Below are 15,965 nucleotides of genomic sequence, written 5' to 3'. Positions count from 1 at the left end.
TTTTCATAGCAAAAAATATTAGTACTGCGAAGGAGGATGTATGGGCGAGATTATAAATGTACAGGAGTTATTTGGTGAAAATGTCTTCAATGACAAAGTAATGCTGGAAAAACTCCCGAAAAAAGTGTACAAGGAACTTCATAAAACCATTGATGACGGAAAAGAACTGGATCCTATGATTGCAGAAGTAGTTGCAGGAGCAATGAAAGAATGGGCAATCGAAAAGGGGGCGACACATTATACACACTGGTTTCAGCCGCTGACTGGATTTACTGCAGAAAAGCATGATGCATTTATTACAGCGCCGAAGGCAGATGGCTCTGTTCAGCTTGAGTTTTCCGGTAAAGAGCTGATCAAAGGCGAACCGGATGCATCTTCATTCCCGTCAGGTGGTCTGCGTGCTACCTTTGAGGCAAGAGGATATACAGCATGGGATTGTACTTCTCCTGCGTTTGTAAGACAGGATGCAGCAGGAGCCATTCTCTGTATCCCGACAGCATTTTGCTCCTATACCGGAGAAGCATTGGATCAGAAGACTCCACTGCTTCGTTCCATGGAGGCAATTCAGACTCAGACCCTTCGTTTATTAAGACTTCTGGGCAATACCACATCCCGCAAGGTAAAACCATCCGTAGGTGTGGAACAGGAGTATTTTATCGTAGACCGTGCCAAGTATCTGAAAAGAAAGGATCTGATCTTTACCGGCCGTACCTTATTTGGTGCCATGCCGCCAAAGGGACAGGAACTGGATGATCACTATTTTGGCGTTATCCGTCCGCGAATCGCAGCATTTATGAAAGATGTGAATAAAGAACTGTGGAAGCTGGGTGTATCTGCCAAGACACAGCATAATGAAGTGGCACCGGCACAGCATGAGCTGGCACCGATCTATGCGGAGTGTAATGTGGCAGCTGACCACAACCAAATCATTATGGAGACACTGAAGCGCGTAGCAGAAGAACATGGTCTGCAGTGTCTGCTTCACGAGAAGCCATTTGCGGGTGTGAACGGTTCCGGTAAGCATAATAACTGGTCCCTGACCACAGATGATGGCATTAATCTGCTGGATCCTGGCAAGACGCCTCACGAGAACATTCAGTTCCTGCTGATATTGACATGTATCTTACGTGCGGTAGATCTTCATGCAGATCTGCTCCGCGAATCAGCATCAGATGTGGGAAATGACCACCGTCTGGGAGCTAACGAAGCACCGCCGGCTATTATTTCAGTATTTTTGGGTGATCAGCTTCAGGATGTGCTGACACAGCTGATTGACACCGGAGAAGCTACCCACAGCTTAAAGGGAGGTACCTTGCATACCGGTGTTAAGACCTTGCCTGATTTTGCCAAAGACGCAACGGATCGTAACCGTACTTCACCGTTTGCCTTTACCGGTAATAAGTTTGAGTTCCGTATGGTTGGTTCCAGAGATTCCGTAGCAGAATGTAACGTTGTCATTAATACCATCGTGGCAGAAGCATTTTCCGATGCCTGCGATGTACTGGAAAAGGCAGAGGATGTACAGGTGGCAGTTCATGACCTGATAAAGAAATACGCCAGTGAACATCAGAGAATTGTCTTTAATGGCAATGGTTATTCTGATGAATGGGTAGCAGAAGCAGAGCGCCGCGGACTTCCGAACATTAAGTCCATGATAGATGCCATTCCTGCCCTGGTAACAGAAAAAGCAGTAAATCTGTTTGAAAAATTCCATGTATTTACCAGAACAGAACTGGAGTCCCGTGCCGAGATTCAGTATGAGGGTTATTCCAAGGCTATCAATATCGAGGCGAGAGCTATGATCGATATTGCCAGCAAGCATATTATTCCGGCAGTGCTGCGCTTTAACAGAAGTCTTTCTGAGACCGTGAATATCATGAATCAGACGGGGGTAGAGACTGATGTACCGATGGATATGCTGCGTGAATCTGCGCATCTTCTGACTGAGACGAAGAAGAGACTGCAGAAGCTGGTTGAGGTAACCGATCATGCAACCGTCATGGAGGCAGGAAGAGACCAGGCAGTATACTATTATGAAGAAGTATTCACAGCAATGGAAGCTCTGCGTGTTCCGGTGGATGAACTGGAAATGATCGTAGACAAAGAGATGTGGCCAATGCCATCCTATGGAGATCTGCTGTTTGAAGTATAATTCATAAAATCGATTATTGTGATTTTAACGATTTGTTCTGTAAAAATATGTAAGAAATTCTCCAAACCAGACAAATCTAAAAAAAGTATAAAATCTGCATTGACATTTCATTTTTCCGGTGGTATTATGCAGTACATAAAAGCAAAGGCGCTATGGAAGATATCCATGGCGCCTTTTGCAGTGGTACAAAAAGGTGCATCAGGCGACGCAGATGTATTGAATGGCCGCTAATTCTGTAGAAAAAAGAGCGAAACAACGAAGTTTTGTGATAGAAGAAAAATCTTGTAAAACTTCGGTGCTTTGCTCTTTTGTTTCTATAGGGAAAGAGGAGGAGAAAATTATGACACAAGAAATTTTAAGTGCAATTTCCGGTGAAGTGTATGGTGTCTGGTTCCTGATCGGTGCCGCACTGGTATTCTGGATGCAGGCAGGATTTGCCATGGTAGAGGCTGGCTTTACCAGAGCAAAGAATACAGGAAATATCCTGATGAAGAACCTGATGGACTTTTGTATCGGTACTGTCGTATTCATTCTGATTGGTTTTGGATTATTCCTCGGCGAAGACTGGCTGGGAATTGTCGGAAAACCAGGATTTGATATTTTCACAAATTACGCAGAATTTGACTGGTCCAACTTCGTATTTAACCTGGTCTTCTGTGCAACCACAGCAACTATTGTATCCGGTGCAATGGCTGAGAGAACAAAATTTATTTCCTACTGTGTATATTCCGCTATTATCTCCGCAGTGATTTATCCGATTGAAGCTCACTGGACATGGGGCGGCGGCTGGCTGGCACAGATTGGATTCCACGATTTTGCAGGTTCCAACTGTATTCATATGGTAGGTGGTATTTCCGCACTGATCGGTGCAGCAATGCTTGGTCCTCGTATTGGTAAATTTACAAGAGATAAGGCAGGAAAAATCACAAAAGTCAATGCTTTTCCTGGTCACAACCTTCCACTTGGATGTCTGGGTGTGTTTATCCTCTGGCTGGGCTGGTACGGATTCAATGGTGCAGCAGCCACATCCGTAGAAGAACTTGGATCTATCTTCGTAACAACCACTATTGCTCCGGCAATTGCAACTGTTGTTTGTATGATTTTTACCTGGATCAAATATGGCAAACCAGATGTATCCATGTGTCTGAATGCATCTCTGGCAGGTCTGGTAGCCATTACCGCACCTTGTGATGTATGTGATGCCTTTGGTGCAATTATCATCGGCGCTGTGGCAGGCGTTCTGGTAGTATTTGGTGTCTGGTTCCTGGATTATGTACTTCGTATTGATGACCCGGTAGGTGCCGTAGCAGTTCATTGCTTAAATGGTATCTGGGGAACCATTGCAGTTGGTTTATTTGCAACCGATACAGCTCCTGCATTTGCAAGAGGTTATGGTGACGGTGTGAACTTTGGTGCAAACCAGATCGCAGGAAAAGGACTTTTCTATGGCGGCGGTTTCCATCAGTTAGGATTACAGTTTGAAGGTATGCTGGCAACTGCAGCATGGACAGCAGTGACCATTACCATTGCTTATCTGATTATCAAAGCCATCTTTGGACTTCGTGTTACCGAAGAAGAAGAAATCGTCGGACTGGATGCTATGGAACACGGTCTGACCAGCGCATATGCAGGCTTCTCCATCATGGATGTTTCGAACACCATGATCATGGAAGTCAATGACCGTACACAGATCGGTTCGGATGATTATGCAACCGCAACAAAAGCACAGAAAGATGCTGCTGTCAAAGTGATCAACACCGCCCCGGTGGCCGATACCGGTATTCACAAAGTGGTTATTATTGCAAGACTGTCCCGTTACGATGCTCTGAGAAAAGCCATGAACGATCTTGGTGTTACAGGTATGACCGTGACACAGGTTATGGGCTGTGGTATCCAGAAAGGTGCCGGCGAAATGTATCGTGGTGCTGAGGTCGATGCAACCCTGCTTCCAAAGGTAAAAGTCGAAGTGATTGTAGCATCCATCCCGGTAGACGATGTGATCGAAGCGGCAAAGAAGACTCTGTATACAGGTCATATCGGAGATGGCAAGATCTTTGTATACAATGTTGACAGAGTCGTAAAGATCCGTACCGGTGAAGAAGATTTCGAAGCACTGGAAGATGTAGAATAGTAAAAAAATCATAACTATATTTGTAAATCCAACCTCCTAAGTATTTGGATATGTGAAGCTGTTCCGTTTGTATGAAAGCACAGGCGGGGCAGCTTTTTCTTAAGAAAATATTATTTTGATAATAAAACTACTTGACAAACAAAATATTTGCACATATACTTTGATAGTCAAATATATTTGCTATAAAAATATATGAGACTCAAATATATGGAGGAGATTACATGAGAGCAGTAATATGTGGGACTGGTTCGGCGGTACCGGACAAGGTTTTGGATAATGAGGAACTGTCCCAGATGGTGGATACAAACGATGAGTGGATCCGGGAACGCACAGGTATTGCCCGAAGGCACATCGCAAAAAAAGATACCTGTGTATCACTGGCTGTGAAAGCTGCAAAGTCTGCATTGGAACAGGCAGCGATCCCGGCGGAAGATATCGACCTTCTGATTGTGTCAACGATTTCATCTAATGTGGTGCTGCCATGTACAGCGTGTGAAGTGCAAAAAGAGATCGGAGCAGTCCATGCGGCTTCCTATGACCTGAATGCAGCCTGTACCGGATTCGTGCTGGCATATCAGAGTGCACAGAGCTTTCTTCAGGCAGGATTCTACAGGACAGTTTTGATCATTGGAAGCGAATGCCTTTCCAATCTGGTCAACTGGCAGGATCGTGGGACCTGTATCTTGTTCGGAGACGGTGCCGGTGCAGCAGTACTAAGAGCAGAATCAGGGAACGGCTATCTTCCGGCAGCACATTCAGATGGGAAAAAAGGTGTAGCACTGAAGTGCAAAAGTTTTTTTGACGGAGATATGGAAAATCAACGTTTCCGCCAGGAAGAATACAAAATGCAGATGGACGGACAGGAAGTATTTAAATTTGCAGTTCGGCAGGTACCGGCAGTAATTATGGAAGTCCTGGAGAAAAATACGCTTGCGTTGGACGACATCGATTGGATGATTTTACATCAGGCAAACAGCAGGATCGTAGAGGCAGTCAGCAGACATCTGAAGGTACCTCTGGCAAAATTTCCCATGAATATGCAGGAATACGGCAATACTTCATCAGCCAGCATCCCGATATTGCTGGATGAGATGAACCGGGACGGGAGACTGAAAAAAGGACAGAAGATCATACTGGCAGGATTTGGAGCAGGACTTACCTGGGGGGCAAGCATTCTTGAGTGGTAGTGTAAACCTGGCTATCGTTATTACAACAGATAGAATTGCCCGACAGGCATTCTTGAATATGCAAGAATGCCTGCGCTCAGATCAGAAATTATAATAAAAAAGAGCAAAAAGGAGATTAAAAACATGTTTGAAAAAATCAGAGAAATGATCGCAGAAAACTTAAATATTGATATGAATACCATTACAGAAGGTGCTTCTTTTAAGGAAGATCTGGGAGTAGATTCCCTGGATCTGTTTGAACTGGTAATGGCGCTGGAAGAGGAGTTCGGTGTGGAGATCCCGACAGAGGATCTGGAGGAACTGACAACAGTCGGTGCTGTTGTGAAATATGTGGAAAGCCATCAGGAATAACAGGAGTTGGGATATGAAGACGGAGATTACAGAATTACTTGGAATCGAATACCCGATTATCCAGGGCGGTATGGCATGGGTTGCAGAGTATCATCTGGCAGCGGCTGTGTCAGAAGCCGGAGGTCTGGGGCTGATCGGCGCAGCAAGTGCACCGGCAGACTGGGTCAGAGAACAGATCCGCAAAGCAAAAGAACTGACACAGAAGCCATTTGGCGTGAACATCATGCTCATGAGTCCATATGCGGATGATGTGGCAAAGGTGATTGTGGAAGAAGGCGTGAAGGTGGTTACCACCGGAGCCGGAAGCCCGGAAAAATATATGAAGATGTGGAAAGAAGCAGGAGTGAAGGTCATTCCGGTAGTCGCATCCGTAGCCATGGCAAAGAGAATGCAGCGTGCAGGCGCAGATGCGGTAGTGGCAGAAGGCTGTGAATCCGGTGGTCATGTGGGAGAGAGTACCACCATGGCTCTGGTTCCGCAGGTGGTAGATGCAGTGGAGATTCCGGTGATCGCCGCAGGTGGTATTGCAGATGGAAGAGGCATTGCGGCAGCATTTATGCTGGGAGCAAGAGGCGTTCAGATGGGAACTCATTTTGTGGTAACCACAGAATCCCAGGTACATGAAAATTACAAAGACATGATTATCCATGCCAAAGATATTGATACCCGTGTGACAGGCAGAACTACAGGACATCCGGTTCGTGCACTGAGAAATGATATGACGAAAAAATACCTTGCACTGGAAAACAGCGGTGCAGGATTCGAAGAACTGGAACTTTTGACCCTTGGCGGTCTTCGAAAAGCCGTAGTAGAAGGGGATGTGAAGAACGGAAGTGTCATGTCCGGACAGATTGCCGGTCTGGTAAAAGAAAAAATGTCATGTCAGGAACTGATTCAGAAGCTGGTAACAGAGACAGATGCGTTACTGAAAGGAACAGGAATGTATGAGTAAGACAGCCTTTCTTTTCCCGGGACAGGGTGTACAGAAGTGCGGCATGGGAAAAGATTTTTATGAGAACAGTCAGAAGGCAGCAAGGCTTTTTGAGGAAGCCGGCGAAGCACTGGGACTGGATATGAAGGCACTTTGCTTTGAAGAAAATGATCTCCTGGATCAGACGGAATATACACAGGCAGCACTGGTGACCACGTACCTTGCCATGTGCCGGGAACTGGAACAGCATGGCATGCATGCAGATATTACAGCTGGGTTAAGCCTTGGCGAATATGCGGCCATTGCAGTGGCTGGGGGCATGAGTGACCTGGATGCCATTCGTCTGGTGCGAAAAAGAGGCATGCTGATGCAGCATACTGTACCGTCAGGTGAGGGCGCCATGTGTGCAGTGCTGGCACTGGATGAGAAGAAGATAGAGGAAGTCCTGGAAGAGATTCCGGATGTAACCATTGCCAATTATAACTGTCCGGGGCAGATTGTCATTACCGGAAAGACAGCAGCGGTACATCTGGCGGCAGAGAAATTAAAAGAAGCCGGAGCCAGACGGACAGTGATGCTGAATGTCAGCGGACCTTTCCATTCTCCGATGCTGAAATCTGCGGGGGAATCCCTTCAAAAGGAACTGGAGCAGATAACATTCAGTCCGTTAAAGATACCCTATGTGACCAATGTAAATGCACAGAAAGTGACAGATTCAACAGAGATCATTGATCTGCTGGTACGGCAGATGTATTCACCGGTGCGCTGGATGCAGAGCATGGAAACCATGCTGGCAGACGGAGTGGATACTTTTGTAGAGATCGGACCGGGAAAAACACTGGAAGGATTTTTAAAGAAGATAGACAGAAACGTGCAGGTACTTCATGTATCCTGCTGGAAGGATTTGGAAGAGATATGTCAGATCAGAAAATAGCAGTAGTAACCGGAGCTTCCAGAGGAATCGGCAGGGCAGTAGCCCTCCGTCTGGCAAAGGATGGCTACAAAGTAATCATTAATTATAACGGCTCAGAAGCAGCAGCTCTGGAAGTAAAGAACCAGATTGAACAGATGGGCGGTCAGGCAGACACGGCACAGTGCAACGTGGCAGATTTTGCAAGCTGCCAGAAGTTTGTGGAAAAAGTGATAGAAGAAAATGGTCAGATCGATGTATTGGTGAACAATGCAGGGATCACCAGAGACGGACTGCTGATGCGCATGTCCGAAGAAGATTTTGACCGGGTACTGGATACGAATCTGAAGGGAACTTTTCATATGATCCGTTTTGTGTCCCGTTATATGTTAAAGCAGAAAAAAGGACGCATCGTCAATATGGCATCTGTAGTCGGGGTATCCGGTAATGCGGGGCAGGCAAATTATGCAGCATCTAAGGCAGGCGTTATCGGCCTGACCAAAACAGCGGCAAAGGAACTGGCATCCCGTGGGATCACAGTGAATGCCATTGCTCCTGGATTCATTGATACAGAGATGACCGCCGTATTAAGTGATGCCGTAAAAGAAAACAGCAGAAAACAGATCCCTCTTGGAACATTTGGTAAGCCGGAAGACGTGGCTGGTGCCGTAGCATTTCTGGTATCAGAAGATGCCGGATACATTACAGGACAGGTGATTCATGTAGACGGTGGAATGTGTTAATACCAGGGACAAAAGGTCAGAAATCCGTTCATGCTTGCATGATAAGGATTTTGACCTTGGGACCCGCCAAACATGAGGAAGCAGCGATTTGCACAGCAAATCAGCGGATTCCGAATGTTTGCAGAATTGCGGGAGGCAGCTCACTGCGGAGCAATTCGTGGGTATTATAGTAAAAGAAAGGAAACAAGCATGAAAAGAAGAGTTGTGGTGACCGGTCTCGGAGCGGTTACACCCATTGGAAATACCGTGGAGGAATTCTGGAATTCCATCAAAGCGGGAACTGTTGGAATTGGGGAAATTACGAAATTTGATACAACGAATTATAAGGTAAAGCTGGCAGCGGAAGTGAAGAATTTTGATGCAAAAGAGCGCATGGATGCAAGGGCAGCCCGCAGAATGGAAGCATTTTCCCAGTTTGCGGTAGCTGCCGCCAGAGAAGCCTTTGAAGATGCAGGACTGGATATGGAACAGGAAGATCCGTTCCGTGCAGGCGTAACCATCGGCTCCGGAATCGGCTCTCTGAATATTATTGAAAAAGAATACGAAAAGATTCTTACCAAAGGACCGGGAAGGGTGAATCCTCTTATGGTACCATTGATGATCTCGAATATGGCAGCAGGAAATGTGTCCATCCAGCTTGGTTTGAAAGGGAAATGTACAAATGTAGTAACTGCCTGTGCATCCGGAACCAACTGTATCGGAGATGCTCTTCGGGCGATTCAGTACGGAGACGCGGAAATTATGCTGGCGGGAGGTACAGAGAGCAGTATTACGCCGACAGCCATAGCCGGATTTACCAATCTGACTGCACTGACCACATCCACAGATCCTCTTCGTGCGTCCATACCATTTGATAAGGACCGCAGTGGATTTGTACTGGGAGAAGGCGCCGGAGTAGTGGTTCTGGAAGAATTGGAGCATGCACTTTCCAGAAATGCCCATATCTATGCAGAACTGGTGGGATACGGCGCAACAGGAGACGCCTATCATATCACATCGCCATGCGAGGATGGCAGCGGCGCAGCAAAAGCCATGGAATATGCTATGAAAGAGGCAGAGGTAACACCGGAACAGGTGGATTACATCAACGCCCACGGAACCAGTACCCATCATAATGATCTTTTTGAGACAAGAGCCATCAAACTGGCATTTGGGAATGCTGCAAAAGATCTGTACATCAATTCCACCAAATCCATGATTGGTCACCTTCTTGGTGCAGCAGGCGGTGTGGAATTTGTTACCTGTGTAAAATCCATGGAAGAAGGATACATCCATCAGACGGTCGGCACTGCCGAGACAGATCCGGAATGTGATCTGAATTATACGCTTGGCGCACCGGTGGAAAAAGAACTGAACTATGTTATGACCAATTCGCTTGGATTTGGCGGGCATAATGCATCGTTGTTGTTGAAAAAGTATATCTGATGTATGTCATGCATTGCATGACGCGCATCTCGCAGCAAGAATGCCGAGGCATTCTTGAAAGGATAGTATCGTCACACGGATGATCCGGTGACAGGAAGGAAACAGACATGGATATCGAACAGATGATTCGGCTGGTGAATACAGTCTCTGCATCCAATCTGACAGAGTTTTCCTATGAGGAGAGTGGCATGACTGTCAGACTGGAAAAGAAGCAGGGCAAGACAGTCATTTATCAGAATATGGCACCAATGGAAGCAGCAGCTCCTGGCATTTCAACTGCATCTGCAAAAGAATCTGTACCAAAGGCTGGTATGGCAGAAGAAAGCACTCAGCCGCAGGCAGAGAAGAAAGGAGCAGAAGGCAAAGTGATCACATCTCCTCTGGTGGGTGTCTTTTACGCAGCTCCGGCAGAAGATGCAGAGGCATTTGTACAGGTTGGAGATACGGTGAAAAAAGGTCAGGTGCTGGCGATCGTAGAAGCCATGAAACTGATGAACGAGATTGAAAGTGATTACGACGGAACCATCGCGGAGATTCTGGTGGAAAACGGCCAGGCGGTGGAATATGGTCAGCCATTATTTAAGTTACAGTAAGACACAGGAGGTTATGTATCTGCAGATCAGATACATAAGATGAGAAGATAAGTATGAAACATTTAGATATAAAAGGAATTCAGGAGATTATCCCACACAGGCATCCGTTTCTGCTTCTGGATTATGTAGAAGACTATGAACCGGGGCAGTATGCGGTCGCTTATAAATGTGTGTCCTACAGGGAAGAATTTTTTGCAGGGCATTTTCCACAGGAGCCGGTAATGCCGGGAGTACTCACTGTGGAGGCACTGGCACAGGCAGGGGCGGTAGCCATCCTGAGCCTGGAAGAGAATAAAGGAAAAACCGCATATTTTGGCGGGATTCAGAAGTGCAAATTCCGTGGCAAGGTTGTGCCTGGAGACAAGCTTCGCCTGGAGACTCGGATTATTAAGTCCAAGGGACCGGTAGGTGTAGGAGAAGCAGTCGCTTCCGTAGACGGAAAAGTGGTAGTCAGCGCAGAACTGACTTTTATGGTGGGATAGGAAGGAAACAGCGATGAAAAAAATACTCATTGCCAATCGTGGTGAGATTGCGGTGCGGATTATACGTGCATGCCGGGAAATGGGAATCGAAACAGTTGCGGTTTATTCCGAGGCAGACAAAGATGCCCTGCATACCAAGCTGGCAGATGAAGCTATCTGCATTGGCCCGGCGGCATCGGCGGAAAGTTATCTGAGCATGGAACGGATCATCAGTGCAACGGTGGTTTCCGGTGCAGATGCCATTCATCCGGGATTTGGATTTCTGTCGGAAAACAGCAAGTTTGCGGAGCTGTGTGAGCAGTGTCATATTACTTTTATCGGACCGGATTCTGCTACCATTGCCCGACTGGGCAATAAGCAGGAAGCCAGAAATACCATGATGGAAGCGGGCGTTCCGGTGATTCCGGGAAGTCAGGAAGCAGTCTATACTGCAGAAGAAGGCAAAAAACTGGCAGAAGAGATCGGTTATCCGATTATGATTAAGGCAGCTCTTGGCGGCGGTGGAAAAGGTATGCGGGAAGTGTATACACCGGAGGAATTCGAGACGGCTTTTCAGACAGCACAGAAAGAGACAGAAAATGCCTTTCATGACAATACCATGTATCTGGAACATCTGGTGCTTCATCCCCGTCATATTGAATTTCAGATCCTGGCAGATCATTACGGGAATGTAGTACATCTGGGAGAGCGTGACTGTTCGATCCAGAGAAATCACCAGAAGCTGATAGAGGAATCTCCATCCCCGGCACTTTCCGAAGAACTGCGCAGCAAAATGGGGCAGGCTGCAGTGAAGGCGGCGAAAGCAGCCGGCTATACCAATGCGGGAACCATTGAATTTCTGCTGGAAAAAGATGGCAGTTTTTATTTTATGGAGATGAATACCAGAATTCAGGTGGAACATCCGGTGACAGAATGCGTCACGGGAATTGATCTGATTAAGGCTCAGATCCGTATCGCATCCGGAGAGAAGCTGATGTTTACACAAGAAGATATCCATATTAACGGACATGCCATTGAGTGCCGGATCAATGCAGAAAATCCTGAGAAGAACTTCCGGCCGTCTCCGGGAACCATCACAGATATGTATCTTCCGGGAGGAAAAGGCGTGAGAATCGATACAGCAATCTACAGCGGATATACCATTCCGCCCTATTATGATTCTATGATTGCCAAGCTGATTGTCTGGGCACACAGCAGAAAAGAAGCCATTGATAAACTGCGAAGTGCACTGGGTGAGGTGATCATTGAAGGTGTTGATACTAATGTGGATTATCAGTATGGAATTGTCAATCATCCGGATTTTGTCAATGGAACTACAGACACAGACTTTATCAGAAGGATATCATAATGAAACTGGACAATATGTTTAAGAAAAACCGAAGCACTTCCCTGAAAAGGGCGGAGAGCAGACTGACGAAACCGGAAGTGCCGGAGGGGCTGATGCGCAAGTGCAATCAGTGTGGAAAAGCGATCATAGCAGAAGAAGCAGAAAACGGATACTATATCTGTCCGAAATGTGGTGGATATTTTCATGTCCCGGCGTGGAATCGTCTGGAGATGATTCTGGATGAAGGCAGTTTTGAGGAGTGGGACAGTGAAATGCCTCTTCAGAATCCTATGGAATACCGGGGCTATCCGGAAAAACTGGCATCCGCCAAGGCAAAGACAGGTTTGAATGAAGCTGTCGTGACCGGAAAAGGAAGTATAAACGGTATGAAAACGGTCATCGGAGTCTGCGACGGCCGTTTTCTTATGGCAAGCATGGGAGAAAATGTGGGAGAAAAGATCACCCGCGCCGTGGAGCGCGCTACCAGTGAGAAATTGCCGGTGATTATGTTCTGCTGTTCCGGTGGAGCCAGAATGCAGGAGGGAATTGTATCCCTCATGCAGATGGCGAAGACATCTGCAGCTGTGAAACGTCACAGTGATGCAGGACTTTTGTATATCAGTGTGCTGACCGATCCGACTACAGGCGGTGTGACAGCCAGCTTCGCTATGCTGGGAGATATCATTCTGGCAGAACCGGGAGCATTGATCGGTTTTGCCGGACCGAGAGTTATAGAGCAGACCATCCACCAGAAGCTGCCAAAAGGATTCCAGAGATCAGAATTTCTTCTGGAGCATGGATTACTGGATGCGATTGTGGAGAGATCGCAGATGCGGGAAGTACTGGGCAGTCTCTTGGAACTGCACGAAAATGCAGGAACAAAAAAGTCCATGCCGGGAGAAAGAATGTCGGAACAGAGGACGGCAGGGAAGATAAGGCAGGGACAAAGCGTGCCAGGACATCGGAGAGATGCCTGGGATCGTGTACTGACATCCCGAAGTAAGAACCGACCTGTTGGAAGTGACTATATCCGTGCAATGTTTACAGATTTTCAGGAACTTCACGGAGACCGGTTATACGGAGATGACCCGGCTGTGATTGGCGGAATCGCCAGATTTGGCGGACAAAGTGTGACGGTCATTGTCCAGGAAAAGGGCAGCAGCACCAGAGAGAACATAGAACGCAATTTTGCCATGCCAAAACCAGAAGGGTATCGTAAGGCGCTGCGTCTGATGAAGCAGGCAGAAAAATTCCACAGACCGGTGATCTGTTTTGTGGACACACCGGGAGCATTTTGCGGAATTGAAGCAGAAGAGCGGGGGCAGGGAGAAGCCATTGCACGAAATATTTACGAAATGTCTTCTCTGAAAGTGCCGGTTCTGACAGTCATTATAGGAGAAGGTGGCAGTGGAGGCGCCCTTGCCCTTGCCACATCCGATGAGGTGTGGATACTGGAAAATGCGGTGTATTCGATTCTGTCACCGGAAGGTTTTGCAAGCATTCTGTGGAAAGACAGCAGCAAGGCAAAGGAAGCAGCCAAAGTTATGAAACTCACATCAGACTGTTTAAAAGAGCAGGGAATTGTGGATAAAGTGATTTTTGAGCCGGAACATCTGACCAGAGAAAATCTGTATAGGGTGACGTATCCCCTGGAAACAGAGATGGAAGTATTTCTGGAGCATTATCAACAGATGTCAGAAGAGGAACTGGCGGAACATCGCTATCAGAGATTCCGCAAGATGTAATATGCAGTGAATGTCGAGGCATTCTTGAAAGAAAATGCGGTGCTGGCAGGAACTGGAAGGAGCGGCAAAGATGGAGAAAGATATGGAAAAAGAATTATGGATCGGAAAACGGCGTGTGGAGAAACCTGTTTTACAGGGCGGCATGGGTGTCGGAATCAGTCTTGGTAATCTGGCTGGTTCTGTGGCAGCGAACGGAGGTGTGGGAATCATCTCCGCAGCCCAGATTGGATTCCGTGAGCCGGATTTTGATACCAATACAGAAGAAGCCAATGTGCGGGCAATGCACAGTGAATATGCGAAAGCCAGAAAGCTTGCTCCGGAAGGTGTGATTGGTTTTAATATTATGGTGGCAATGCGCCATTATGAGCACTATGTAAAAGAAGCAGTGCAGGCAGGTGCGGATCTGATCGTGTCCGGTGCCGGACTTCCAATGGATCTTCCTGCAATCGCAGGAAAGGCGAAGACGGCACTGGCACCGATTGTATCTTCGGAGCGATCTGCCAGACTGATACTGAAATACTGGGAGAAAAAATATCAGCGGCTGCCTGATCTGGTGGTGATTGAAGGCCCGCAGGCTGGCGGACATCTGGGATTTTCACCAGAACAACTGGCAGAATATGTACAGGAAAAAAAGAAAAACTTCGACGAAGAAGTTACAAGAATTATCACTACCGTAAAAGAATTTGCACAAAAAGCAAAAATGTCCATTCCGGTAGCTCTGGCAGGCGGGATCGACAGCAGAGAAGCAGCCTGTCATGCCTTTGCACTGGGGGCAGATGCCATTCAGGTGGCAACACGTTTTGTAACAACCGAAGAATGCGACGCAGATATTCGCTATAAACAGGCATACATTCAGGCAAAAGAGACAGATATTGTTATTACAAAAAGTCCGGTTGGAATGCCGGGACGCGCCATTTTAAACCCCTTCCTGAAAAAAGTACAAAACGGCGAACAGATTCCACACAGCAAATGCCACGGCTGCCTCAAAAACTGCAAACCATCAGAAATACCATACTGCATCACCGATGCCCTGATCCATGCAGCTAAAGGAGAGACAGACCAGGCACTGCTGTTCTGCGGGGCAAACGCATGGAAGGCAAAGAAAATACAGACTGTGAGAGAAGTCATGGAAGAAATGCTGGGAGATGAGCTGTAATTTGTGAAAGACGGACGAATGCGGATGGATGATCTGTGATTTATTGTGAAAGACGAACGACTGAAAATGTATTGTCTGCTAAGATACGTTAATTTCTCGCATTTTTTAGCATCGCTTATGGACACCTGCTCCCTGCGATAGAACCGTTTGCAGCGTCACAGGTGTCGCTAGATGACGCAGCAGATGCCGAAAATCAACGTATCTTAATGGATATCATATATTGATCTTCTTTGACCGTCAGGCGCATATTTTAGTATATTGAACTTCTTTGGACATTTCACCCGCATGAAAAAACAGTTGCCTGCAAATGCGAAAAGAGGATATAATAATCACAAACGGAATTTCAGAAAGATATGGTGGCGATACATGGGAGAGAGAATGGATAACGCAGCAGAAAAAATCAATTATATACTGGTGAACCTGATTAATGAGGTCTGGGTTCTGGAAGAAAAAGCCATTATTACCGATGAATTCAAGGACATTACCAACAATGATATGCATGTCATAGAAGCAATCGGTCTCGGCGATGGAAGCAATATGTCTTCCGTAGCCAGAAAGCTGAACATTACAGTAGGTTCCCTTACCACTGCCATCAATCATCTGGTAAAGAAAAACTACGTAGAACGCCACAGAAGCGAGGAAGACCGGCGTGTGGTATTTATAAAGCTGACGGAAAAAGGCGTGGCGGCCTATGAGCACCATGCAGATTATCACCGTCAGATGACCAGCGCAGTTATGGAAAAGCTGACAGATGAAGAAGTTCCGGTATTGGTGAAGACACTGGATGCATTGTCAGATTTCTTTAAAGGATATGGAAAAGGAAGTAAATAGC

General features: G+C 46.7%; 14 protein-coding genes. All 14 read left to right on the top strand.

Annotated features, from left to right (window positions below; all coding sequences use genetic code 11):
• Window positions 1-40 precede the first annotated feature (40 nt).
• The 14 genes from H8716_RS07310 to H8716_RS07245 all read left to right on the top strand — a co-directional run bounded on the left by H8716_RS07310 (window position 41) and on the right by H8716_RS07245 (window position 15,964).
• The gene (locus H8716_RS07310; protein ID WP_249307914.1) at window positions 41-2,152 is read left to right on the top strand and encodes a glutamine synthetase III family protein; all 2,112 of its coding nucleotides are present in this window, start codon (window positions 41-43) and stop codon (window positions 2,150-2,152) included.
• Between the two features lie 340 nt (window positions 2,153-2,492).
• Window positions 2,493-4,283, top strand: a complete 1,791-nt coding sequence (locus H8716_RS07305; RefSeq protein ID WP_249307913.1) for an ammonium transporter — start codon at window positions 2,493-2,495, stop codon at window positions 4,281-4,283.
• Window positions 4,284-4,504: 221 nt separating this feature from the next.
• Complete coding sequence (locus H8716_RS07300; RefSeq protein ID WP_249307912.1) at window positions 4,505-5,470, top strand: beta-ketoacyl-ACP synthase III; 966 nt, start codon at window positions 4,505-4,507, stop codon at window positions 5,468-5,470.
• A gap of 123 nt (window positions 5,471-5,593) precedes the next feature.
• Window positions 5,594-5,821 carry an acyl carrier protein gene (gene acpP / locus H8716_RS07295; RefSeq protein WP_249307911.1) on the top strand — a complete coding sequence of 76 codons (228 nt, stop codon included), beginning with the start codon at window positions 5,594-5,596 and terminating at the stop codon, window positions 5,819-5,821.
• Window positions 5,822-5,834: 13 nt separating this feature from the next.
• Window positions 5,835-6,773, top strand: coding sequence for an enoyl-[acyl-carrier-protein] reductase FabK (gene fabK / locus H8716_RS07290; protein WP_249307910.1), 939 nt, complete (start codon window positions 5,835-5,837; stop codon window positions 6,771-6,773).
• Window positions 6,766-7,686: an ACP S-malonyltransferase gene (fabD, locus tag H8716_RS07285; RefSeq protein ID WP_249307909.1), complete on the top strand. Its 921-nt coding sequence runs from the start codon at window positions 6,766-6,768 to the stop codon at window positions 7,684-7,686. The genes fabK and fabD overlap by 8 nt, the downstream gene beginning before the upstream one ends.
• Window positions 7,668-8,405 carry a 3-oxoacyl-[acyl-carrier-protein] reductase gene (gene fabG, locus H8716_RS07280; protein WP_249307908.1) on the top strand — a complete coding sequence of 246 codons (738 nt, stop codon included), beginning with the start codon at window positions 7,668-7,670 and terminating at the stop codon, window positions 8,403-8,405. The genes fabD and fabG overlap by 19 nt, the downstream gene beginning before the upstream one ends.
• A 189-nt stretch (window positions 8,406-8,594) precedes the next feature.
• Complete coding sequence (gene fabF, locus H8716_RS07275; RefSeq protein WP_249307907.1) at window positions 8,595-9,830, top strand: beta-ketoacyl-ACP synthase II; 1,236 nt, start codon at window positions 8,595-8,597, stop codon at window positions 9,828-9,830.
• Window positions 9,831-9,937: 107 nt separating this feature from the next.
• The gene (accB, locus tag H8716_RS07270) at window positions 9,938-10,423 is read left to right on the top strand and encodes an acetyl-CoA carboxylase biotin carboxyl carrier protein (protein ID WP_249307906.1); all 486 of its coding nucleotides are present in this window, start codon (window positions 9,938-9,940) and stop codon (window positions 10,421-10,423) included.
• A gap of 53 nt (window positions 10,424-10,476) precedes the next feature.
• Window positions 10,477-10,905 (top strand): 3-hydroxyacyl-ACP dehydratase FabZ, encoded by a 429-nt coding sequence (gene fabZ, locus H8716_RS07265; protein ID WP_249307905.1) that lies wholly within the window; start codon window positions 10,477-10,479, stop codon window positions 10,903-10,905.
• A gap of 13 nt (window positions 10,906-10,918) precedes the next feature.
• Entirely contained in the window at window positions 10,919-12,253 is a 1,335-nt protein-coding gene (locus H8716_RS07260; RefSeq protein ID WP_249307904.1) for an acetyl-CoA carboxylase biotin carboxylase subunit, read from the top strand.
• The gene (locus H8716_RS07255) at window positions 12,253-13,977 is read left to right on the top strand and encodes an acetyl-CoA carboxylase carboxyltransferase subunit alpha (RefSeq protein ID WP_249307903.1); all 1,725 of its coding nucleotides are present in this window, start codon (window positions 12,253-12,255) and stop codon (window positions 13,975-13,977) included. The genes H8716_RS07260 and H8716_RS07255 overlap by 1 nt, the downstream gene beginning before the upstream one ends.
• A 70-nt stretch (window positions 13,978-14,047) precedes the next feature.
• Window positions 14,048-15,133: an NAD(P)H-dependent flavin oxidoreductase gene (locus H8716_RS07250; protein ID WP_249307902.1), complete on the top strand. Its 1,086-nt coding sequence runs from the start codon at window positions 14,048-14,050 to the stop codon at window positions 15,131-15,133.
• A 378-nt stretch (window positions 15,134-15,511) separates the two neighbouring features.
• The gene (locus H8716_RS07245) at window positions 15,512-15,964 is read left to right on the top strand and encodes a MarR family winged helix-turn-helix transcriptional regulator (RefSeq protein ID WP_334299708.1); all 453 of its coding nucleotides are present in this window, start codon (window positions 15,512-15,514) and stop codon (window positions 15,962-15,964) included.
• The last annotated feature ends 1 nt before the right edge of the window (window position 15,965 follow it).

Origin of the sequence: Jingyaoa shaoxingensis (genome assembly GCF_014385005.1) — a bacterium.
GTDB classification, from domain to species: domain Bacteria; phylum Bacillota; class Clostridia; order Lachnospirales; family Lachnospiraceae; genus Marvinbryantia; species Marvinbryantia shaoxingensis.
This window is presented reverse-complemented; position numbering and strand designations above follow the sequence as displayed.

Bases quoted from the DNA above. Each gene is read 5' to 3' on its own strand.
- fabZ (WP_249307905.1), top strand. From the start codon at position 10,477: ATGAAACATTTAGATATAAAAGGAATTCAGGAGATTATCCCACACAGG.
- H8716_RS07305 (WP_249307913.1), top strand. From the start codon at position 2,493: ATGACACAAGAAATTTTAAGTGCAATTTCCGGTGAAGTGTATGGTGTC.
- H8716_RS07260 (WP_249307904.1), top strand. From the start codon at position 10,919: ATGAAAAAAATACTCATTGCCAATCGTGGTGAGATTGCGGTGCGGATT.
- H8716_RS07250 (WP_249307902.1), top strand. From the start codon at position 14,048: ATGGAGAAAGATATGGAAAAAGAATTATGGATCGGAAAACGGCGTGTG.
- fabK (WP_249307910.1), top strand. From the start codon at position 5,835: ATGAAGACGGAGATTACAGAATTACTTGGAATCGAATACCCGATTATC.
- H8716_RS07300 (WP_249307912.1), top strand. From the start codon at position 4,505: ATGAGAGCAGTAATATGTGGGACTGGTTCGGCGGTACCGGACAAGGTT.
- accB (WP_249307906.1), top strand. From the start codon at position 9,938: ATGGATATCGAACAGATGATTCGGCTGGTGAATACAGTCTCTGCATCC.
- fabF (WP_249307907.1), top strand. From the start codon at position 8,595: ATGAAAAGAAGAGTTGTGGTGACCGGTCTCGGAGCGGTTACACCCATT.
- H8716_RS07310 (WP_249307914.1), top strand. From the start codon at position 41: ATGGGCGAGATTATAAATGTACAGGAGTTATTTGGTGAAAATGTCTTC.
- acpP (WP_249307911.1), top strand. From the start codon at position 5,594: ATGTTTGAAAAAATCAGAGAAATGATCGCAGAAAACTTAAATATTGAT.
- fabD (WP_249307909.1), top strand. From the start codon at position 6,766: ATGAGTAAGACAGCCTTTCTTTTCCCGGGACAGGGTGTACAGAAGTGC.
- H8716_RS07245 (WP_334299708.1), top strand. From the start codon at position 15,512: ATGGATAACGCAGCAGAAAAAATCAATTATATACTGGTGAACCTGATT.
- H8716_RS07255 (WP_249307903.1), top strand. From the start codon at position 12,253: ATGAAACTGGACAATATGTTTAAGAAAAACCGAAGCACTTCCCTGAAA.
- fabG (WP_249307908.1), top strand. From the start codon at position 7,668: ATGTCAGATCAGAAAATAGCAGTAGTAACCGGAGCTTCCAGAGGAATC.